The following is a 22,564-nucleotide window of genomic DNA, read 5'->3' as shown; positions in this document are numbered from 1 at the left end:
CAGAGGTTTTTTGGTACACTAGAAGTATCATGACGATCAAACCAAAATTACAACGATTTCAGACTGCATCGGCTTTTGCCTGTCCCATCTGTCAAGAAGCCCTCGACCTGGTCCAACAAAGCTTGGCTTGCCCCAACCGCCACTCCTTTGACCTTGCTAAGTTTGGCTATGTGAACTTGGCGCCACAAGTGAAGGCCTCCAAGGACTATGACAAGGAAAATTTCCAAAACCGGCAACTCGTTCTAGAGAATGGTTTCTACAACCATATCCTTAATGCCCTGTCAGAATGCTTGTCTCCACTGGCCCATCCAGCCAACATTTTAGATATTGGTTGCGGGGAAGGCTACTATTCGCGCAGCTTACAAGAACGCCATCCAGACCATTCCTTTTACGCCTTTGATTTGTCGAAGGAATCGATCCAGCTGGCTGCCAAAAGCGACCAGGAATGGAAGGTCAAGTGGTTTGTCGGAGACCTGGCTCATCTCCCTCTTTTAGACCAGAGCATGGACCTCCTCCTAGATATCTTTTCGCCAGCAAATTATCAGGAATTTAAACGGGTCCTGGCCCCAGATGGTCGCCTCATCAAGGTCATCCCAACTGCCACCCATCTGCAAGAGATTCGTCAAAAGGTGAAGGACCACCTAGACCAGGTAGATTACTCCAATGAGCAGATTATTCAACATTTTTCTGATCATTTTACGATTGAAAATACCATCCATTGCCAGGAAAGGTTCGAACTGACTCCAGCATTGCGGGAGGCTCTTCTGAGCATGACGCCTCTCCTCTTTCATGTCGATCCAGCTCAAATTGACTGGACCGATCTGACTCAAGTCACGATTTCTGCTACGATTTTGATTGGAAGAAGCAACTAAAAAATACCCTCCATTTTTAATCAATGGAGGGTATTTTTCATGTTTACAGATTAATCACTTTCCTCTACGCCGATTTGTTGACGGTAGGCTTTAGGAGACTTGCCACACAACTTGCGGAATACCTTGTAAAAGTAACCAACATTGCTGTAGCCGACCTCATAGCAAATATCTTCAATACTTTCCGTTGTGGATAAAAGCAACTGTTGGGCAGCTTTGATCCGTTGTTTATTCAAGAGTTCTGCAAAGGTGGAATTGGTCTCACGTTTGATCAATTGCCCTAAATAAACGGGATTGATATAGAGATCTTTGCTGATATCCTTGAGCGACAGTTCCTTCCGATAGTCGCGTCCAATTACTTCTAGGACGGTCGCCACATTATTGTTCATCCGATATTGAGAAAAGAAACTCTCCAATTGGTTCCGAACGCAGGTAACAAGATCCTCGAAAGTCGGTGTATCATGAACGGCTTTCACAATTTCTGTCAGGTCATCACCGTGCAGGTGTTCAAATAAATGAAAGACATCCATAATGAACTGAATAAAGAGTTGCTTGGCTATCGCCACTTTTGGAGTATGGCTTTTCACAGTTTCTTCTAACCAGTTTAACTCCTCCAAAATTTGCTGGATATTCCCCTGAATGATGACACGGTAGATGGGTTCATAGTAATTAAAGACACCATCTTCTTCCTCCAATGGGATATCCCCATAAAACAGACTTCGTTCAACAAGCTCTTTAAATTGTTGAAAATGTTCCTTATAAGGTGCTTGGAAACGGCGCTGTAGGAAAGCCCCTTCATCCTCATCGGAAAGATAGAGTTGAAGATTTTTTCCTAAGACCTGATAAGATGAACTGGCAAAGCCCTTCCTTTCCTTATCCACTCCAATCCAGAGTTGTTTTCTTCCTCGGATGGCTTGTTCGAACTCTTCTTCTGACCAATCTTCATGAAGGAGCCGATTGGCCGTCGCTTGATCTGGGTTTTTCAGAGTTTGGGATAATTTTTCTAGGATATTCCCCAGCTCCACCTTATTGACAGGCTTTAACAGATAGTCTGCTACTCGGAGGTTTAAGGCTTTTTTTACATAAGCAAAATCTTGGTAACCTGACATAATGATATAAGCTGCATGGGGAAGCATGGACTGCATTTGATCAATCATTTCCAGACCAGTTTTTCCTGGCATATTGACATCTGTAATCACGATATCCACTGGATAATCCGCAACATAGGCCAAGGCTTGATCTGCATCCTCTGCTGTGTAAACAACCTCCATGTCCCATTTTTCAAAGGGAATCAGTTTTTTCAACCCCTCAGTAATCATATATTCATCGTCAACCAATAAGACTTTATACACGATTTTTTCCTCTTAAGTGTCCTCGATGGTAATCGTATAGAGAACACCTTTTCCTTTTTCTGATGTAATTTGAATGTGGTAACGATCCCCAAAGTAGAGAAGGAAACGCTCGTGGACATTGACAATCCCAATCGATTGTCGCCCCTTACTCTCTTCTACTTCTTCTCGTGGATCCCTATGACTCAATATTTGTTGAATTCGTTGCAGTTGGCTCGGTTCCAGTCCTCTCCCATTGTCTTGAACCCGAATTTCCACAGCTCCTCCAACATGACGGACTTTGATACTAATGACATTGTCCTTGCGCTTGTGATCAACTCCATGAACAAAGTAATTTTCCACTAGTGGCTGAAGAGTAAACTTCGGAATAATCATCTCTTCTAGACCCGGTTCAATTTTAAAGCCATAAGCAATCGATTTTGGATAACGCACCATACAGAGATAGCTGTATTTTCTACAAAATTCCAACTCATTTTCTATGGTCGTTTCTTTCTCCTCTGAAATATTGTTTCGAAGGAGACTACTAAATTCGTAAATAATATCAGCTAATTCTTCTTGATCCTGCATAACTGCATACATGCGAATAAACTCCATGGTATTATACATAAAATGCGGATTAATCTGCGCTTGCAAGGCCTTCAAATTGGCATCTTTTTGGCTCAGTTGTAGCTGATAGATATCACGGATAGACTTGTCCATATTGTCTAACATGGCATTGGTCGTTTCTGCAACTAAAAGGAGCTCCTGCTCTTTGGTATCCACATTGATCCGTCGCTCAGAATCCCCCTGGCTGATGGCTTCCATGGTATCTACCAAATCCAAAACTTGTTTTTGGTAATTACGGAAAATTCGTTGAAGCAAGAGATACAAGACCAAGAATAGGATTAAGGCGACCGAAATCATCCAGGTAAAACTAAATAAGGCCGTTCGAACCGTGTAAGAAGTCGGAATTCCAACCCAGATTTGATAGCCGTAAGCAGTATCTCGCACAATCCACTGGCTATGATCTTTAGGGTTGATATCCCCTCTGTGGTAAAAAACCTTGCCCAAGGGATTATAAATTTGGACAGCAACTGGAATCGTGTCTTGAATATTGTCGACAACAGAATCCAAAAGTGCTGGATTAATTTTAATGTAAGCCAGTCCAATATCCTGGCCAGTCGTCACATCTGTCAAGGAAACTGGGATGGCTTGCGAGCTAGCTATGTATTGATCCGCTGGAACTTGTTCTCCCCCTTTTTTATTCTTACTGGAAACAAAGACTGTTGTATAATCGTTTAACACCAAATCGATTTGGTCGAGTGCATCGTGTTCCAAATAAAGAGTCTCAACATTGCGGTGTAGGGAGACTTGAATATAGTTGGAAAAATAATTGTCCAGACGCCAACTTTCGTATTCCGAAGGCGACATTGAAAAGTACTTGTAAACTCCTTCGAGCTTGGCAGGGTTTTCTACCAGACTCTTTCCCCATTGTGTCGATCTTTTGTAGATATCCTCTACCTCAGCAGTCAAGCGAGAGGAAATCAACTGAGCGATCCGATCGGTTTCTGCTCGCTGATTATGCCAATAGACCAAGGATACCGTCACGCCTAAGGTCGTGATGATCCCCACCATGATATAGGCATAGAATTTCAAAAGAGTCGCTAACCATATTTTTTTCATAATTAAGAAACCACTTTAGAGCGAATTGTTTCATAGACTGGTTGAAAAATATCATTGACAAAGAAATGCCACAAGCCCAGTAAAACAAAGAAAAACAAAGCCGGAACGAAATGGGTAACAACCCCTAACAGAAAGGTCCCCAAGAGAAACTTGGTCACTGCACGAATATCCAGAAAAGCACCGATGAAACTCAACTTCAAGCTGTTGAGATAGGACAAGTCAAAATGGACTTGAAGCTTGAGATAGACTGCAAAAGTCAGGGGAGCCACCAATAAGAAAATCAAATTGACCAATAAGATAAAAATCTGAAACAGGGACAAGTGGGGCAATTGAACCATCAGATACATTCCATAAATAAGAATGGCTTCTATTAAAAAAAATGTATAGAAAACCTGGTTGGCTCGACGGAAATTTTCTTTATAGAGCGCCCAAGCCTCAGACCAACCATATTGCTTGTAATCAGATCCATGTTCGGCATATAGACTCATAATCGTTGCACTAGCTGGCCCAAACCCGAATAGGATGCCTCCACAGAAGGTTAAAGCCCAAAAGATCCCTGTTGCCAACATGGCTAAATAGACCCTTGTAAAAATTAATTCAATCATTCTTCCCATAATTTGTCTCCATGTTCATTTGCTGTAGAGGGGAACTTACGACTTAGTATAGTTTCCCTAGTACAACTGATGATTATACCCTATATTATAGCACATTTCCCCTGATGCTTTCGATTTCAAAATCCTCAACAGAAAAGACTTTGAAGTGCGAAGACCTCAAAGTCTTTTGATAGACTTAAGCAAGTAATGTTAGCTTATTTCTTAGAAGCAAGGTACTCATCGTATTGTTTTTGGATTTCATCCAATACTTTTTGGTAAGCACCTTCTGATTTCAATTTTTCAAGCATCTTAGGAATTTCAACTTCAGGATCTACTGTACCTGTATTGATGGCACTTGTGAATTGGTTCAAAGTGTTTGTAAGGGCAGTGATTTCTGATTTCACGTTTTCAGTGTTGAAGATGAATCCAAGTGCTGGAGATTCTTTTGCAGTTTCCAAGTCTTTCTTAGATTGTGCAATTTGCTCATCCGTTACGTTTTCGTTGATGTAAAGAATCCAGTTGTTACCAGTGTTCCATCCAGACATGTGAGTGTTTCCGTTGTATCCATCCAAGACTTTCACACGGTTTTCTTTACCTTCAACTTTTTCCCAGTTCTTGCCTTCTGGACCATAAACAAGACCGTTCAAGAGTTCTGGGTTTGTGTTCAAGAGGTTCAATACTTCCATTGCTTTTTCTTTGTTCTTAGAGTTGTTTGAGATGACAAAGTTTGCAACTTGAGTAGTGTTGTTTTTCTTGTAAAGTTGAGTGAATGGTTTGATCTCGATCTTACGGTTTGCTACACGAGTAAGCAAGCTGTTACCGTAGTCAGCAGGTCCTACTGTTTCTTCACGTACCAACCAAGTATCTTGAGAAAGGTCATATCCAGTGTCGCTTGTAGCTACGTCTTTTGGAATGTAGCCAGCTTCATAGTATTTATGAAGAGTCTTCAAGTTTTCAACATAACGTGGAATAGTGTAACGGTCAACGATTTTAGTTGTGTCACCTTGCAAATCGACAACGAATGGAAGTCCATCTACTGCAATGTAATCGAAGTCATCAGAAGGTCCACCGTAGCTCTTGTTCATTGCGAATGGAACAACGTTTGGATCTTTTTCTTTGATCGCTTTCAAGACTGGTTCAAGAGAAGCATAGTCAGTGACGTTTGAGATGTCGATACCATATTTTTCAAGAAGTGGTCCGTTGAAGGCAAAGTTTTGTGAAGATGCAACGTTGGCTGCAACTGGAACAGAGTAGATCTTGCCGTTTACAGTATTCCCTTTGATGTAAGCTGGGTCAAGTGCTTCATAGAGCTCTTTCCCTTCTTTCTTGTACAAGTCTGTCAAGTCAGCGTAAGCACCTTTTTGAGCGTTGATGACATAGTTGTTTGCGAAAGCAATATCGTAGCTTTCACCAGATGAGATGATAACGTTCATCTTCTTGTCGTAGTCACCCCAACCAAGGTATTGGATGTCCAATTTAACGCCAGCTTTTTCTTCGATGATCTTGTTCGCATTTTCTAACAAGGTATCCAAGTTATCCGGTTTGTCACCGATTTGGTACATTTTGATAACTGTTTTGCCGTCTTCACTCTTAGATGATTTTTGGTTATCACCTGTCAAGTTACCACAAGCAGCAAGAGTTGCTCCAAGTGCGAGAACGCTAGCAGAAGCTAAAGCATATTTTTTCCAATTTTTCATGAGAAAAACTCCTTTTTTATTTTTCTTTATTAACATTATGAAGGGTGGGTGAGAAAGGTTCGCTTACTCTTTCACACCACCGATAGTCAATCCTTTTACAAAGTAACGTTGGAAGAATGGATAGAGGATAGCGATTGGAACTGTTGCCACCACCACCATGGCCATCCGTCCAGTTTCCTTAGGAAGGGATTGGACTGCACCAGCGATTTGGCTAGATGCACCGACTGATTTAGAGATGTAATCCATATTATTTTGGATTTGCATCAGCAAGTATTGAAGAGGATAGAGGTTTTCACTCTTGATATAGAGGAGAGCGTTGAACCAGTCATTCCAGAAGCCGAGGGCTGTAAAGAGACTGATGGTTGCAATCCCTGGGAGAGAAAGTGGTAAACAGATCTGGAAGAAGATCCGTGTTTCACTGGCTCCATCTATCCGAGCAGACTCAAGAATAGCTTCTGGGATCGTCCGTTTGAAGAAGGTCCGCATCAAGATGATGTTAAAAGGACTCAATAACATCGGAATGATGAGGGCTCCAACCGTATCTCCTAAATGAAGCAACTGAGTGGTAACGATATATCCTGGTACCATCCCTGCACTAAAGAGCATACTCAAGAGGGCAAAGACAGTAAAGAAGTTTCTGTACTTAAAGGTTCTACGAGAGATGGCATAGGCGTAGGTCGTTGTAATAAAGACATTACATGCTGTCCCTACAATCGTTACAAACAAGGTAATGAAGAGGGCTTGAAGAATCTTATCCTTAAATTGAACAAGGAAAAGATAGCCATCTGCACCAAACTTAGCAGGCCAAAATTGGAAGCCGTGAATTGCCAAACTTTGTTCATCTGTCAAGGAAATCATGACAACGAAGATGAAGGGCAAGATACAGGATAGAGCAACCAAGCCGACGATGCTACTAAAGAAGATGTCTGCTTTCTTACTGAAGGAGTGGATTCCAACATTATCAACTTTTTCTTTTTTAATTTTTGATTTTGCCATGGTATCCTCCTTTCTAGAAGAGCGCTGCATTCTTATCAATCCGACGTGCTACAATATTAGAAAGTAAAACGAGAATCAATCCGACAACTGATTGGTAAAGACCAGCCGCTGCGGCCATCGCAATATCTCCTGATTTAGCAAGTCCGTTGTAGACATAGACATCAATTACGTTTGTCACACTATAAAGAGCACCTGAGTTATGTGGGATTTGGTAGAACAATCCAAAGTCAGCACGGAAGATATTTCCGATGGCAAGGATGGTCAAGACCGTAATCAAGGAAGACAACTGAGGAATGGTAATGTGGCGGATTCGCTGCCACTTAGATGCTCCATCCACTGTTGCGGCTTCGTAGAAGGTTGGGTCAATCCCCATGATGGTTGCATAGTACATAACACTGCTATAACCAAAGCCTTTCCAGATTCCTAAGAAGAGGAGAAGCGCTGGCCAAATGGCAACCTCTGTATAGAAGTTGATTCCTTTCATCCCAAGTGATGTTAAGATGTGGTTAATCAAGCCTTTATCGACGTTTAAGAAGGCATCTGTAAAGAAGCTGATGATAACCCATGACAAGAAATAGGGGAACAACATTGATGTTTGAAACACTTTAACCAACCGTTTGGAACGCATCTCACTAAAGATAATGGCAATCCCAACAGAAACAATCAAGCCCAAGAAAATAAAGGCTAGGTTGTAAAGGACGGTATTTCTTGTAATGATATAAGCATCTTTAGAACTAAAGAGGAATTTGAAGTTATCAAATCCTACCCACTTACTCTTCATTACACTATCAATAAATCCCTCTCCGGTGATATGATAGTCTTTAAATGCGACAACGTTTCCCAAAACAGGTATGTAGAAGAATAAAATCAACCACGCTGCACCTGGTAAAACCATCAAGAAGAAAATGAGATTTTCTCTCAAGGTCTTAACAAACTTTTTCATCTGACTCCCCCCTTTGTCATTTTATTTTTTTGGTAACGTTTACATTTTTTATTATAAAACTCTATGAAAACTTTTTCAAACTCCTAATTATAGAAAAAATTCTACAAATTTATGACATAGCCTTAAAAATGGAGAAAAAAGGAGAAGAAATTCCTCTTTTCATTGGAAATCCTTCTCCTCCTTAAAATTCATTTTCTTTAAAGACAGCCTTTTTGAATTAGGTCGTATAAATGGTCGAAGCTGTCGCAATGGTATGCCACTGGTTGGCTGTTGTAGCTGCGAAGTCCTTGTCTCCGTAGAAATCATTAAATGGCAGGATGTCTACTTCTAGTTCGTCGATACGAGAGATTTCGCCTGCTAGGTAGTTTTCAATACGGCTTTCTGCGCGCTTGATCCGTTGCAAGAGTCCTCCCATACGAATATCCACAGTATCCAAGCCAAAGACCTTGTTTTCTTTCAACCATTGGTGGCTAAAGAGGGCATGGAAGGTTTCAATCTGGCTTCTGAGTTTTGGCAATTCTTCCTGAGCGATTTGTTGCAAGCTCTCTTTATCGCCTGCTTGATAGGCTTGACGGATGCGTCGACCTACATCCACCTTACTACTTAAAATAGCATTCAACTGAGCTTGAGTTTCGAAAAGATAAGCATAGTTGCCTGCTTTTTCTTTAATAGCAGCAAGAGTCTCAGCTGCTTGGGCAAAGTGTGGTTTGTCCTGATCAGGAGTCATGTGCTTATCAAGGATTGGACAGAGAACATCCTGATAAAAGACATAGCGATTAGGGTTGATCCCACTGAGATTGTCTGGTAGGTCTGGCAAGAGGTTGGCCAGATCCAGCTGCATAAAGTCCTCAACTGAGAGGCCAGTATTGGTCTTGAAATGGGCAGACAGACGCTCTAAGTTATTGCGGTAGCTGAGCTCTGCCCAGATTTGCAAGCTTGGCAGAATAGAGAACTGGGCTGTTTCCCCACCATTGTCCCCCCAACCCGTCACGATGACTTCCTTGATCTGGTTTGCGCGGCATGCTTTATTGGCTTCGACTGCAATGAGACGGCTGAAATGGTTGTGGGGTGTAAAACCAATCCACTTCCAAGCACCACCAGCAAAGGCGATATCCTGGCTAATCTTGTGGTGATTACGGAAGTTTCGGTTGTATTTTTCTTCGCTATCCTGATAATAATCCCAGTAACCCAAGGTGACACGGTCTTTGAGACGATCTAGGTAAACACGAGTTTCTTCTGGAATTTCCACCTCACGGTCGTACTGGCCATCTGCTGACATGAGCTTGAAGAACATATCGCTCCACATCTGGCAGTGGAAACCATACTTGTCTGCAATATCCAGCACACGCTCCAAGTGTTGGCACATGAGAAGACTACGGTCCACCACACCGTTTAGGATAAGGTAACGTCCCAAACCAACCAAGTGAGCTTCGTCCATCCCGATATTGACCTTGCGAGTTTGTAGTTTAGACAAAGTAGCAAACATACCGTCAATCAGGTCGTAGACTTTTTCTTCACCGATGAGGAGAATATCCTCTACATCGCGGAGTTCTTGCACTTCTTTGACACCCCATTTGACAAAGGCTGATAAGTGAGCCAAAGTTTGGATGCATGGGACAAAGGTCATGTCAAACTGCTGGGCGTAGGCTTCAATTTCCTGTAACTCTTCAGCAGCATAAGCTCCACGGAAATAACCAAAGTAAGGGTGCCCCTCAATCTGATAGGTGTCCTCCATATAGAGCTCAAAGGTTGAGTAGCCCATGAGAGCCAAGACCTCAATCATCAGCTTGGCAGATGCGACATTGAGCACGGCATTGCGCGAACAGTCTGCCATGTAGGCTAGATCTTCATAGGCAGCTTTTTCCTCAATCTCTACCTTGTCCCCTTCTGCTAAAGCTGTTGCGAGCACAGACAAGGCACGGTAGAGTTGATGAGGTTTGCGGTAGGTCAGTTGATACTGCCCATTCTCACCCTCGATAGAGATAGAAGCTTGGTCAGACTGAGCGACCGCTACTTCTACATCTGGTAGAGAAATGTGATTTTTTAATACTTCGATAGCTTGGGCTTGTTTGGGACTAAGTCCTGTAAATCTTACCATTGGTTTTCCTCCTGTAACCAGTTGACAAGGGCACCGTAGAGATTGGCATCTGCCTGGTAGGTGCAGGTTTGAATGACTGGAGCGATGGTATATTCTTCATATCTTTCCACAAAAGCGTCTACTGCTTTTTGAACCCCTTTGATAAAATCTGGGTTCTGACTGATAGAACCACCTAGGCTAATCACATCTGGATCAATCAGGTACTGGATATTGAGCAGTCCTTGAGCAAGATTACGATTCATACGCTCAATGGCTTCTTGGCAGAGGGTGTTTCCTGCTGCAGCCTCATGGTAAATCTTTCGTCCGTCCCAATCAGACTGACCAGATTTTTCAATGACGTAGCGCACCATACTTCCCGTGGAAGCGAGTTGTGACCAGTTGTTGAGTTTTTCTGCAGGCTCGATGGTGGTCATGTAGCCAAACTCTCCACCTAAACCATGACGACCTCGATGAAGTTTTCCATTGATAATCATAGCACCACCGATTCCTGTACCAATCACGACACAGGCTGCATTTTCAATTTCAGGATGAGCTAACAGTTCACTCAGTCCAACACAGTTGGCATCATTTTCTAGATGAACAGGGAGTTGGTGATGAGCAAGGGCCTCATACCAAGAAAAACCATGGATGTAAGGGATGGCACTAATTCCTTCAATCACTCCTGTTTCTTGATTAACGGCTCCTGGCACACTCATAGCAATCCCACGATAGTCCTGTTCTGACAAGCGTTGGTCCAACCAAGCCAGCAACTCTTCTAGAGTCTCTGGAGTCGGGGTGCTGGCCTTATCTAAAATCTTTCCATCAGGAGTGAGACTGGCAAACTTAATCCCAGTCCCTCCGATATCAATGGTTGCAAGGGTCATGGATTTCACCTGTAAAAAGGAGCGAGTCAGTAGTTTGTTCTTACTTTTTCGCTCCTCCTTTCTGTTTATGTTTTCTTGTTGAAATTAAATTTCTTCTTTTTTGATCAATTCTGTACGAATTTCTTGTGGCGCCAATAGTCCTGAATGAACTGGATATGGGCGTTCTAGCAAGTCAAGAATCGTTTGTTGTTTGTCAGACACACGAACATTTTCTTGGCTCATGTTGTAGTAACGAAGAACATAACCTTCTTCATTTTCAGCTACCTTAAAGGCTGTTGGACAAACTTGTGGCAAACTGAGTGCTGGATGGTTGAAGAGACTACCTGTTGCTGCAACGCTACCTTCTTGTTTGGCTACCTGAAGAGCTGTAAATGGCACTTGGAAGGCTTTGGCACGACGGAAGGCTGAAAAACGATCCTGAGCCTGATGGCATTCTACTGCAAACTCAACTTCGATATCGCGCAAGCATTGTGCTTCTGGTGTTGGGAAGTAGCCCCAGTCACCGAGTTCCCCTGAAGCACGGAGAAGGGTTACAGCTATGGTGTCGTCTCCAAGGATTTCGTATTCATGCAATCCTTTATTGGCCACTGTTACCCCTTTGACATCATCATACAAGCTGACAAAGGCTTGTTGGTGCTGAGGATTTTCAGGATTTTCCCAAGAAGCTGCTGGTTTATTCGGCCGTGTCACCACCTCATAAATGCTTTCCGAGTCATTGCTTGGACGTGTGTTATGAGTTTTGACCAAGAGACGGATACGGTGGTCTTTGGCTGTATTGGTGAAGCGCGTCTTGAAGCGAATTTGTGGGTCATCCACAAAGACCGTCATCTCAGTCTCAAGAGGAATGGTTGTCAGCTCTTCTGAACGCCCTGCTTCTCGGTTCATAAACTCGATAATACCTCTTTGCTCCGCATCCAATTGTTCATCTGCGCTGACCGGAATGGTCAAGTCATGTTTGAGCAAGATTTTGGCATAGCGAGCATTATTTTCCAAGACCTCATGAGCTTTCAGCTCCGCGTAGATTGGTTCGGTTCCTTTTGGTTGGAAGTAAATATATTCATTTCCAATATCACCGCGGTCTTCGAAGCCAAGGAAGTCCTCATAAGCCTCATTGGTCGTCTTGTCGTAAAGGGTCAAGCCATCATCAATACTGAGGGTTACAAATGGTGTATCGAGAACCCCATTTTGGTAAATACCATCATGATGGGAAGCTTTTCCTTCCAGAAGCTGGAAGGTAGTCCAAGAAAGAGGTGCTAGGTGAACTGGCACCGTCACGCGCACTTGACGCGCAATATAGGGTTGACGGAATTTATCCTTAGGCAAGGTATAGCCAAAGCTTGCCCCCAAGTCTTCAATCTCCGCTTCTACAAGATGCCCCTCTAAATCCTCTACATGGTAATCTGGCAAGGTCAAAGCCGCCATCTTCTTGAAACCTTCTGTCGGGTGCAATTCCTTAAATGGACAAACCGCTACGTCGACAATCGTGCTGACAGTGTCCACCTTGCTATGCAAGCCCGTGTTAATAACCGTAAAGAGGTGCTCCCCCTGAGCTTTCTGAGTCGCAAGTTTAGCTTTCCATTCATTCAGAAGGTTGGTCTTGACAAAGTTTCCAACTTGGTTGACCTTGGCAAAACGAACTTCCATTTCCCGGTGAACTTCGTCAATACTACAACCACAGATACTATCGTGTGGCGCATTTTGTAAGAGTGTCTTCCAGGCATAGGTCAATTGATCCTTGTGATTGTGGCCACCTGTAATGATAGTCAAAGGTTCCACTACTTGCTCTAGCAAGATGCTGTTTTCTTGGAAGGCTTGTTTAAGGTAAACGCGTGAAGAAGAGGTATTGGCAAGGGTGTACCAGCCATCGGTTTCCTGACTGGTCAATTCCCCCGTAACCGTTGATAATTGTTCAGGAAGTGCACTTTCGACAGCTTGAACGTATTCATCAAAGGAACTATGAATAAAGGTCACATCAGGGAACAGTTCGTTGGCCACGCGAATAGCTTCACTCAAGTTTCGTTGAACCGGTTGGTGGTCGCAACCGTTCATCATCAACCATTGGTTGGTTGAGGCATAGTCACGAACATCTGCCAATTTTTGTTTCCAAAAAGCTAAAGCCTCATCTTTATCTACTGGAATTTCGTTCCCGTTACTGTACCAGTTGGCAAAGAGAATACCTAGCACACGGCTACCATCAGCACCCTGCCAGTACATCTCAGAAAATTGAGAGGTAAACTGCTCATCTTCGAGGACTTGGTTGTCAAATCCGATTGGTTTGACCCCACGCCCAAAGGCTGCTACGTGAATCCCTGATTTTTGAAGGATTTGAGGAGCTTGTCCCATATTTCCAAAGGTATCAGGGAAGTAACCAATTTGAGTTGATTTGCCCCATTTGGCACATTCAGCTTGACCAATCAAGGTATTGCGGACGTTGGCTTCACTGGAGATTAGGTAATCATCCTGCAAGATATAAAAGGGACCAATCTTAAGCTTGCCTTCGTCGATATAACGTTGCACCTTGTCGCGGTTTTCAGGGCGAATTTCTAAATAGTCATCGAGGACGATGGTTTGGCCATCCAAGTGGAAACTTTTGAATTCAGGGTCATTTTCAAAAAGATCAAAGAGATTGTCAAAGAGTTCCACCAATTGCATGCGGTGACTTTCAAAAGGTAAATACCACTCACGATCCCAGTGGCTGTGAGAGATGATATGTACAACAACATTTTCCATGAGTAAAACCTCATTCTAACTTAAATTTAAAGATATATGTGTGATTTTTGACAAGAATCTGTCGAGCGACAGCTCATTAGCGAATATCCAAGTAATCCAAGACCAATTCGCAGAACATCATGTTGGCCCAAGAGAACCATTCGCGCGAGTATTTAGTAGGATCATCTACGTGGAAGCTTTCGTGCATGACACCCGTACCACCATCACAAGCAACCAACTGGTCAAGCAAGAATTTCTTCTCGGCTTTATCTGTAGCTGTTAAACCTTGGATCGACAGGGCAATCGGCCAGATATAGCGGTAGAAAGTATGAGAGCTTCCGAGACCGCTAGCGTATTCTCCTTGGTAGAAGTAGGGATTTTCAGGGCTGAGAATGGTGCGACGAGTGGCTTGATAGACCTCATCGTTCACATCGCAGTAACCAAGATATGGAGCAGCTAACAAACTTGGTACGTTAGGGTCATCCATGATGCTAGCATTTCCTAGACCATCCACTTCAAAGGCATAAATCTTTTCACCCTTACTGTTAGTGGTGTAGGCATAATTTTCGATCCCTTCTTGAATCTCAGCCTGCAGACGTTTGGCATCAGCAATCATGCTTTCACTATCAGCTAGATTCAATGTAGTAAAGATTTCTTGGACATAACCTAAGACAACGACCGCAAACATATTGGACGGAATCAAGTAGCTATATTGACAACAATCATCACTTGGACGAAAGGCTGACCAGGTCATGCCTGTCACAGCAAAGTCAGGGCCAAAGCCGTCATTTACCAAAGTATCTTCCTTACGGTCAGTATCCCGAACAAAGCGATATGGTGAGTTCTTGTGGTCTTGCTCCACCGTCCAGAGATGGAGAATCTCCTTAGTCGCTGTAACAAAAGTCTCATCAAACTGGCTAGTCTCACCAGTTTCCTTCCAAAGAAGGTAAGCCAATTGCAAGGGGTAGCAAAGCGAATCCACTTCATACTTACGTTCCCAAATCCAGCCATTGAGGTCTGTATGGTCTGTCTCGTGATGACCCTTCCAGTTCTCCTCAATATTGAAAGAGTTGGCATAGGGGTCCTTGAGAATCAAAGTCATCTGGCGTTTAACCAGACCTGCAATGGTTTGACGCAAGAGAGGATCTCTTTTAGCCACATGAAGATAAGGTCTCAATTGAGCCGTTGAGTCACGCAACCACATAGCTGGGATGTCCCCTGTCAACACAAAAGTTGAGCCATCTTCTAAGATTTCAACTGTATTGTCTAAAGTGTCTGTATAGCAACGCTCAAAGACATCCACCCATTCAGGGTAATCCTTAGCACGTTCTGCTACTTGATCCAACCATTCTCTAACGATTTCTTTTGAATAGGTCATTTGTTTTCCTCACACTTGTCGATTCTTTCCTATTCAGTATAAAAGATTTCAAAGGGGAAATACATACGCAAATTATAGCCCTTTTTCTACAAACTTTTCTAGTTTTGAAAAAGACTTTCCGATTTGAGTAGCTTCTGCTAAAATAAAGAAAGAAAAGGGCTTGAAGACTCTAGTATGAAACAGGAGGTCCCGCATGAAGACCGATATTACTCGCATTGATACCCGCTTAGGAACAGACAATCACTCAGCTTATTCCAACGGCAACACCCTCCCTTATACAGGAGTTCCTTTTGGGATGAATTATTTTCTCCCACAGACGACACATGAACAGGGTGCTTGGTTTTTCAACCCCAACCTTCCAATCTTTCAAGGCATCCGCTTGACCCATCAGCCTAGCCCTTGGATTGGGGATTTTTCTTGGTGTCTCCTTACCCCACTAACAGACATTCCGAGTCAAGAAGACCTCTATTTTAGACAGAGCAGTTACCGGATCCAAGAAGCTATCTTTCAGCCCCATTATTTAGCCCTCACCTCAGAGCGCTATCAAATCCACTCAGAGGTGACGCCAAGCCTTTATGGAGCCTTCCTTCGCTTTAAAGGGCCGTCTACACTAGCGCTTGCCTTGCACTGTCCCAATGGACTAACTGAGGTGAAATTCGGAGAAACGGATCTTCACTTCCACATCTTAGACCAAAATCACACAGACCAACAAGACTTTCCTTTCTATCTTCATTTCGAATTCGACCAAGCTATCACCCGAACTCACTGGCTGGGTCAAGATTTGATCCTAGAGTTTGACAGCCCCACGCTGGAAGCTCGATTAGGCACTTCCTTTATTAACTCTGAGTTGGCCAAATCTCACCTCCCTAAAGCAAGCTTTGAAGAGATAAAAGAAGAAGCCAGCCACCAGTGGCAAGAGCTAATGGACCGATTTGAAATTTTAGATACAGGTGGAGAGGATCGAACCTTTTTCGATCACTGTCTCTACCGTAGTCTGCTCTTTCCTCAGACTTGTTATGAAGTGACCCCTGAGGAGAAAGCAGTCCATCGCGACTTCGCTCACAACCGCATTCAAGAAGGAAAATACTTCACTAGTTTGGGCTTCTGGGACCTCTTTCGGACCACCTTTCCTCTCTATAGCCTAGTCTATCCCGAGCTCTACCAAGATTTTCTCGAAGGATTCCTCAGCCATTACCGGGATACCGGTTTCCTTCCTAAATGGCTAGCGCCGGACGAAAGAGGCATGATGCCTGGAACCCTCATTGACGGAGTCATTGCAGATGCTATTCAGAAAAGCCTAGCCCCCGACCTCCACACGGAGCTTTTTGAAGCCATGTTGGATACAGCTAGGAAAGAGGATCCAAATGGTCATTACGGTCGACGAGGAGCTAAAGAATATCAGGAGTTAGGCTATCTATCCACCGACTATCACGAAAGCGTGAGTCACACCATTGACTTCTCCTATAGCGACTTTTGTATTGCCCAAACAGCCCAGCTACTTGGCAAGGAAGAGTTGGCCAAAGAATATGCCCAGTCTAGTCTTTCCTATCGAACCCTCTTTGATCCAGAAACAGGTTATATTCGGGCCAAAGATAAGAAAGGTCATTTTAGACCAGACTTCTCGCCCATCAGTTGGGGACGCGACTATGCAGAGTGCTCTGCCATTCAGGCAACCTTAGGCGCCCTTCACGACATCGAGGGCCTCAAGCAACTTTTTGGTGGAGAAGAAGGCTTCACCCACTATTTAACTCGACTAGCCACTCAAGCACCGCATTATGAGGTGACGGGCTATGGCTACGAAATTCATGAAATGAGTGAGATGGCCCAAGCTCCTTTTGGGCAAATTGCCATTTCAAACCAACCGAGTTTTCACATCCCCTATCTCTTTCGCTATAGCCAACACCCGGAATACACTAGCGTCCTGATCCAAGCCCTTCGCAAGGAAGCCTTCCAGCCAAGCTTCCAAGCCTATCCAGGAGATGAAGATAATGGCAGTCTATCTTCTTGGTATATCTGGTCGGTTTTGGGACTCTATCCGACTTGTCCAGGCAAGCCAGTCTATGACCTAGGAATCCCCCTCTTCAAACACCTGCGTCTCTATCTCCCTCAAGAGAAAAAATGGCTGCATATCCATCGTACAGCCCACACAGCCCAGGCACACTTCCTTCAAGATGTTTCCCTTGATGGGAACAGAATCGATAGAGTGAGCCACCAAGACCTCTTGAAAGCAGAGAAGCTGGATTTCCACCTTTCTTGGCTCCCTAAGATCTAAAAAACGAAAAAGAATGAAGAGTTGGACACTCCTCATTCTTTTCTATTTCATTTATACGACCTAATCCCCAACCTTATAGAGGAAAGACCCTTGTTCGGTAAAACTGTACATCCCAGTTCCAGTCCAGAGACGATCCTTGCTGGCATCAGAGTTATCATGGAAGACGACTTCTCCATTTTCATCCGTTTGATCATCAATCGTAAGCCCAGCAGGGATGAATTCCATTAAAAATCCACCTGTGATTCCTCCGTAAACTCCTCCCGAAACAGTCCCATAATCCGTCAAGGAGAGACCGTAAGATTCATATTCGTTAGAGACCAAACCATTTTGATCAAAGACCAATTTATTCCCCTTGTCATCTTGCCAGACACCAGCTACGCTACTATAATCCCCTTGAGCAATTGCTTCAATATCCATCTTTGTTTTCTCTTTCTTATCACTCGAACTCTCAGCTTTCTTTGCTTCACTAGTAGCTGAGCTGTCCTTCGATTGACGAACCGTACTTTCTTTACTTTCAGACCCTGTCTCCTGCTTTTTCTGACCGCAGGCTCCAAGGAAAAACAATAGAGCAGAAAGCAATAATAGCAAACGATACTTTTTCATCATGAATCTCCCTCAATTCAATGTATTCTCTAAGCCTAATTTTATCCTTTTTCTAGCAAATTGACAAGTTTCTGTTACTATCAAAAAAGGAACCAGCTGGTTCCTTCTTGAATGCAGACAAACTATTGTTTTACATAAAACAGCTAGATGATTTTCAAAAAATGATTATATTTTTTAATAATTTAAGAAGATGAAAAACTTTCCGCTGTGAGAAAAGTGCCTGAAACAGAGTTGTTTCAGGCACTCGGGAGTTTTGGAACCTTAGATCCAAAACTAAGTCATGGAACTTCTTCGAAGTTCGCTGACGTCCGTACTCACCTAAGGAAAGTTTCTAAAATTACTTTGTCTTCAATCTGAAAGGAACCAACTGGTTCCTTCTCTATTTGATTAGTGGGCCAACATTTCCTGCGCAATTTCGAATCCGGATAAGTCACTTGGGTAGTAAGTAGGCCAATTTTCCAATTCCTCATAAAGTGCCTCTTGGCTTTCCCCACCGAAGAAAATATGGAAGTGAGCTGCCTTATTAGGAGCAATTTGGTGGTCACTGAATTGAACATACTTGAATTCACCCGCATTCGGATCAGTTGCTTCGAAGAGATACCGCACTCCACGATTCCCTTTTGTATAGGTTAGCGTATGCTTCCCAGCATAGCGGTATTCGAACTTCTTCTCTTCGCCATTCTTATAGAAGGTCATGGTTTTGTCTGTAATAACAATCCGGTCGACATCTGTTTTATAACCGGTGGTGTAGTAGGCTTTATATTCTTCAGCTGTTTTGGACTTGGTTAATTTGGCTTTGTAGTCAAAGACTTGATCCAAGGTTCCATCTTTTAGATAAGGATACACAGACTGCCAATCACCTACATAGTCTGAAAGAGTTCGATCCTTAATAGCACTGTCTTCAAAGTAGCCATTGGCTACTGTTTTGGTGTCTTCTTCCTCTTCTGGAGCGATTTCTTTTCCGGCTTGAGTCGTTGTTAATTCCAAAGATTTGAGGTTGGCTCCCATGATAGAGATGTAGTCTTCACCATCTTTCATCTGCTCATCTGTCAAGCTCTCTAATGGATTCAAAACAGCTAGATCCACACCGGTTTCAGCAGACAAGGTTTTCGATAAGGATTTAGAAGCATTTTCTTCAAAGTAGATAACCTTGATGTCGTTCTTCTTGATGTACTCTGTCAATTCACTCAAGCGAGTTGCAGACGGTTCACTATCTGGTGACAAACCTGAGATAGAGACTTGATTCAAACCATAGTCCAGGGCCAAATAACGGAAAGCTGCGTGTTGAGTAACAAAGTTTTTCTGTTTCGCTGCAGACAAGCTCTTCGTATAGCTATCATCCAATTTTTTCAACTTGGCAATATAGGCATCCGCATTAGCGGTAAAGCTAGCCTTTTTATCTGGGTACTGTTTCACCAGTTGATCACGAATCGTTTCCACCATTTTAATAGCTCTCTGTGGAGAAAGCCAGACATGGGGATCATAGTCATGATGGTGTTCTTCCCCTCCCTCATGGTCATGCTCTTCTTCACCACCTGGTAAAAGCAGCATATTTTCCGTCGCTTTGACAACCTTAGTTTTCTTGCCATCCATTGATTTCAACAACTGAGGCACCCAAGTTTCCATGTTCTCGTTCTCATAGACAAAGACATCTGACTCTTGGATTTTTGCGCGACCCTTGGCAGACAATTCAAAATCATGGGGTTCCGAACCAGAGCCAATCAAGAGCTCCACATCTCCCTCGTCTCCAACGACTTGCTTAGTAAATTCATAGACAGGATAGAAAGTCGTCATGACTTTCAATTTCCCTGACTGATTTTGACCACCACTACAAGCTACTAAAAGAAGACTACAAAAGGCTAATACCAGCCATGCAAGTTTTTTCATAAGATCACCTATTTTCTAAATTTAACAAAAAGATTTGAGAGCAAAAAGAAGGATACAAATAAGAGGGTAATGGTCGCACTAACCGGTGTATCCGGGTAATAAGAAAGAATGAGACCACTGACCATCCCTACAAAACCAATGACCACTGCCAAAAGCATGACTGAACGGAAGGTTTTTCCTAGCTTTAAAGCAATACTAGCTGGCAAGACCATGATGGTAGATACCAACAAGGAACCCGCAGCCGGAATCATCAAGGCAATAGCCACCCCTGTCACAATATTAAACAAGATAGACATGAGACGCACGGGTAAACCATCTACATAAGCTGTATCCTCATCAAATGTAAGGATATACATGGGACGAATAAAGAGAATCGTTAAAACTAAAACAATGGCTGCAATGATAAACAAAGCAAGCACTTGCTCATCCGTAATGGTCAAGGTAGAGCCAAATAGGTACTGGTCCAAACTCATGGAACTTTTACCGCCACCCTTCATGATCACCAAAGCCAAGGCCAAGCCGGTCGACATGAGAATCGCTGTCCCAATTTCCATAAAATCTTTATAGACTGTTCGTAAGTACTCTAGAAATACAGCAGCTATGATGACCACAATGACTGTAGAAATAGTTGGAGAGAAACCAAGGAAGAGGCCAAAAGCAACCCCTGATAGAGAGACGTGGCTCAGTGTATCACTCATTAAGCTCTGACGACGCAAAATCAAAAATACACCTAAGATAGGGGAGAAGAGACTCATGGCAACCATCGCTAACAAGGCCCGTTGCATAAAGTCATATTGAAATAAACTAAGCATGCTCCTCACCTCCATCTTTCTCATGGACATTAAAGCAACGCCATGGAGAATTTTGTTTTCTCACCAAATGGATATTGCGATCGGCAAAATGACTCACTTCTTCAGGATCATGCGTGATCATTAAAACAGCCTTTCCGTGGTGATGGGCACTGTGGTGCATCAATTCATAAAACTCATCCTTGCTACCAGCATCCATCCCAGTAGTCGGTTCATCCAACACAAAAATATCTGGATCAGACGCAAACATTCGTGCAATGACAGCCCGTTGTTTCTGGCCACCGGATAGAGCCCCTAAAGGTTTATCACGATGCTCTAACATCCCAACAGCAGATAAACTAGCTAAAATGTGCTCCTCATCGTGATGATTTAACCGACGAAACCAACCCTTACGAGGATACCGTCCCGATTTCACAAACTCATAAACAGAACTGGGAAATCCAGCATTAAAGCTTGCAATTTGTTGGGGAAGATAGGCAATGCGTAATTTTTTACCAGCTATATTTTCCTTAGCAATTTCAACCGTCCCTACTTTTGGTTTTAAGATGCCAAGACTTGCCTTGATCAAAGTAGATTTGGCGGCACCATTCTCACCAGTCAGCGTCACAAACTCCCCACTATCCAAGTAGTAATTCACACCTTCAAGCACAGGCTCTCGATCATAATAAAACGAAAGATCTTTAACAGTAATATAACGCATTAACGAAGATCCTCCAATAAGCGAGATAAAAACTTAGAAATAACCTTTTGTTCTTCTTGAGAGAATTCACTCAAAACTTGATTATACACAGCCAAAGTATGATCATGATGATGAGAATGCTCTTCAGCAACCGGACGTCCTAAATCTGTTAACCGGTACAAAACGATCCGAGCGTCTTTATCATCTTTCAAAGCTTCAAGCATCCCAAAAGAAAGTAATTGTTTAACAGCCTTAGTAACAGCGGCTTGACTAACATTCAGCAATTTAGCAAGCTCAGAATTAGAATAATTATTCTTTGATAATAACATTAAAATGTGTTCTTGCGTATTGGTTAACGAAAAACCACTAGTACAAGAACCTATCAATACTTCATGCTGATTCTCAGAAATAAGTAAGATAGAATTCAAAAACTCATCTATCTGATTAGCAACCTTCATAGGAACTTCCTTTCTATTAACCAGTAAATACTTTACCGGTTAATTATAACACAGTAAAGGAAAATAGTCAAAGTGTTTTCAGAAAACAATAAAAACAATTTTTAGTAACTAATAGGTAACTCAACGTTAAAAAATTAAAAGAATAAAAGAAAAAGACAAGGTCCGAAAACCTTGTCTTTAATACTATACCGGCGGCCGGGGTCGAACCGGCACGTCCTTGCGGACACTGGATTTTGAGTCCAGCGCGTCTGCCAATTCCGCCACGCCGGCAAAGTATAACTGGGGTAGCTGGATTCGAACCAACGCATGAGGGAGTCAAAGTCCCTTGCCTTACCGCTTGGCTATACCCCAATAATATAAAATAGGCGAGTGATGGGGATCGAACCCACGCATGCCAGAGCCACAATCTGGTGTGTTAACCACTTCACCACACCCGCCATATTCTTATACACGGGCAGTAGGAATTGAACCCACACTGAAGGTTTTGGAGACCTTAGTTCTACCTTTAAACTATGCCCGTAAAGGATGGAAGGGGAGGGATTCGAACCCCCGAACCCGAAGGAGCGGATTTACAGTCCGCCGCGTTTAGCCTCTTCGCTACCCTTCCGAATAATATTAAATTATGGCGCGAGACGGAATCGAACCGCCGACACATGGAGCTTCAATCCATTGCTCTACCAACTGAGCTACCGAGCCAAA

The 22,564-nt window shown here is 43.1% G+C and carries 17 protein-coding genes and 6 tRNA genes; 2 read left to right on the top strand and 21 right to left on the bottom strand.

The genetic code is table 11. The features are described 5' to 3' along the window. The first annotated feature begins 29 nt into the window (after window positions 1-29). Window positions 30-872: a methyltransferase domain-containing protein gene (locus I2D56_RS08890; RefSeq protein ID WP_195348400.1), complete on the top strand. Its 843-nt coding sequence runs from the start codon at window positions 30-32 to the stop codon at window positions 870-872. A gap of 50 nt (window positions 873-922) precedes the next feature. Here the strand turns inward: I2D56_RS08890 and I2D56_RS08885 are convergent, their stop codons facing one another. The 10 genes from I2D56_RS08885 to I2D56_RS08840 all read right to left on the bottom strand — a co-directional run bounded on the left by I2D56_RS08885 (window position 923) and on the right by I2D56_RS08840 (window position 15,157). Further along, complete coding sequence (locus tag I2D56_RS08885) at window positions 923-2,221, bottom strand: response regulator transcription factor (protein ID WP_195348399.1); 1,299 nt, start codon at window positions 2,219-2,221, stop codon at window positions 923-925. A gap of 12 nt (window positions 2,222-2,233) precedes the next feature. Beyond that, window positions 2,234-3,880: a sensor histidine kinase gene (locus I2D56_RS08880; RefSeq protein WP_195348398.1), complete on the bottom strand. Its 1,647-nt coding sequence runs from the start codon at window positions 3,878-3,880 to the stop codon at window positions 2,234-2,236. Window positions 3,881-3,882: 2 nt separating this feature from the next. Continuing rightward, window positions 3,883-4,494 carry a YesL family protein gene (locus tag I2D56_RS08875; protein ID WP_195214344.1) on the bottom strand — a complete coding sequence of 204 codons (612 nt, stop codon included), beginning with the start codon at window positions 4,492-4,494 and terminating at the stop codon, window positions 3,883-3,885. 194 nt (window positions 4,495-4,688) lie between these two features. Continuing rightward, window positions 4,689-6,170, bottom strand: coding sequence for an ABC transporter substrate-binding protein (locus I2D56_RS08870; protein ID WP_195348397.1), 1,482 nt, complete (start codon window positions 6,168-6,170; stop codon window positions 4,689-4,691). A gap of 63 nt (window positions 6,171-6,233) precedes the next feature. Continuing rightward, entirely contained in the window at window positions 6,234-7,166 is a 933-nt protein-coding gene (locus tag I2D56_RS08865) for a carbohydrate ABC transporter permease (protein ID WP_023022064.1), read from the bottom strand. A gap of 13 nt (window positions 7,167-7,179) precedes the next feature. Continuing rightward, window positions 7,180-8,109 (bottom strand): ABC transporter permease, encoded by a 930-nt coding sequence (locus I2D56_RS08860; RefSeq protein ID WP_126403651.1) that lies wholly within the window; start codon window positions 8,107-8,109, stop codon window positions 7,180-7,182. A 217-nt stretch (window positions 8,110-8,326) separates the two neighbouring features. Further along, window positions 8,327-10,207: a beta-N-acetylhexosaminidase gene (locus I2D56_RS08855; RefSeq protein ID WP_195348396.1), complete on the bottom strand. Its 1,881-nt coding sequence runs from the start codon at window positions 10,205-10,207 to the stop codon at window positions 8,327-8,329. After that, a complete protein-coding gene (locus tag I2D56_RS08850) occupies window positions 10,201-11,070 on the bottom strand; it encodes an ROK family protein (RefSeq protein ID WP_195348395.1) in 870 nt (289 codons plus the stop codon). The genes I2D56_RS08855 and I2D56_RS08850 overlap by 7 nt, the downstream gene beginning before the upstream one ends. 84 nt (window positions 11,071-11,154) lie before the next feature. Next, a complete protein-coding gene (locus tag I2D56_RS08845) occupies window positions 11,155-13,800 on the bottom strand; it encodes an alpha-mannosidase (RefSeq protein ID WP_154854095.1) in 2,646 nt (881 codons plus the stop codon). Between the two features lie 76 nt (window positions 13,801-13,876). Further along, entirely contained in the window at window positions 13,877-15,157 is a 1,281-nt protein-coding gene (locus I2D56_RS08840) for a glycoside hydrolase family 125 protein (RefSeq protein WP_195348394.1), read from the bottom strand. Window positions 15,158-15,350: 193 nt separating this feature from the next. Between I2D56_RS08840 and I2D56_RS08835 the strand changes: the two genes are divergently transcribed. Beyond that, window positions 15,351-17,429, top strand: coding sequence for a GH92 family glycosyl hydrolase (locus I2D56_RS08835; protein WP_195214348.1), 2,079 nt, complete (start codon window positions 15,351-15,353; stop codon window positions 17,427-17,429). A gap of 60 nt (window positions 17,430-17,489) precedes the next feature. Here the strand turns inward: I2D56_RS08835 and I2D56_RS08830 are convergent, their stop codons facing one another. The 11 genes from I2D56_RS08830 to I2D56_RS08780 all read right to left on the bottom strand — a co-directional run bounded on the left by I2D56_RS08830 (window position 17,490) and on the right by I2D56_RS08780 (window position 22,561). Further along, entirely contained in the window at window positions 17,490-18,035 is a 546-nt protein-coding gene (locus I2D56_RS08830) for a DUF6287 domain-containing protein (protein ID WP_195214349.1), read from the bottom strand. A gap of 384 nt (window positions 18,036-18,419) precedes the next feature. Next, a complete protein-coding gene (locus I2D56_RS08825) occupies window positions 18,420-19,919 on the bottom strand; it encodes a zinc ABC transporter substrate-binding protein AdcA (protein ID WP_195348393.1) in 1,500 nt (499 codons plus the stop codon). A gap of 8 nt (window positions 19,920-19,927) precedes the next feature. Beyond that, window positions 19,928-20,731, bottom strand: coding sequence for a metal ABC transporter permease (locus I2D56_RS08820; protein ID WP_125374845.1), 804 nt, complete (start codon window positions 20,729-20,731; stop codon window positions 19,928-19,930). Further along, on the bottom strand, window positions 20,724-21,428 hold the full coding sequence (locus tag I2D56_RS08815) for a metal ABC transporter ATP-binding protein (protein WP_195324385.1): 705 nt from the start codon (window positions 21,426-21,428) through the stop codon (window positions 20,724-20,726). The genes I2D56_RS08820 and I2D56_RS08815 overlap by 8 nt, the downstream gene beginning before the upstream one ends. After that, the gene (locus tag I2D56_RS08810; protein WP_195348392.1) at window positions 21,428-21,865 is read right to left on the bottom strand and encodes a zinc-dependent MarR family transcriptional regulator; all 438 of its coding nucleotides are present in this window, start codon (window positions 21,863-21,865) and stop codon (window positions 21,428-21,430) included. Before I2D56_RS08810 ends, I2D56_RS08815 begins: the two co-directional genes overlap by 1 nt. Window positions 21,866-22,051: 186 nt before the next feature. Further along, window positions 22,052-22,135: transfer RNA gene (locus I2D56_RS08805), tRNA-Leu, on the bottom strand. Window positions 22,136-22,144: 9 nt separating this feature from the next. Continuing rightward, window positions 22,145-22,216, bottom strand: a tRNA-Gln gene (locus I2D56_RS08800). A gap of 13 nt (window positions 22,217-22,229) precedes the next feature. Beyond that, window positions 22,230-22,302: transfer RNA gene (locus I2D56_RS08795), tRNA-His, on the bottom strand. A 12-nt stretch (window positions 22,303-22,314) separates the two neighbouring features. Next, window positions 22,315-22,385 (bottom strand) — tRNA-Trp (locus I2D56_RS08790). A gap of 6 nt (window positions 22,386-22,391) precedes the next feature. Continuing rightward, window positions 22,392-22,472, bottom strand: a tRNA-Tyr gene (locus I2D56_RS08785). A 16-nt stretch (window positions 22,473-22,488) separates the two neighbouring features. Further along, window positions 22,489-22,561 (bottom strand) — tRNA-Phe (locus I2D56_RS08780). Window positions 22,562-22,564: the final 3 nt, after the last annotated feature.

Source organism: Streptococcus australis, from assembly GCF_015553625.1.
GTDB lineage: Bacteria > Bacillota > Bacilli > Lactobacillales > Streptococcaceae > Streptococcus > Streptococcus australis_B.
Note: the sequence above shows the minus strand (reverse complement) of the source record. Positions and strands in the feature narration are given on the sequence as shown.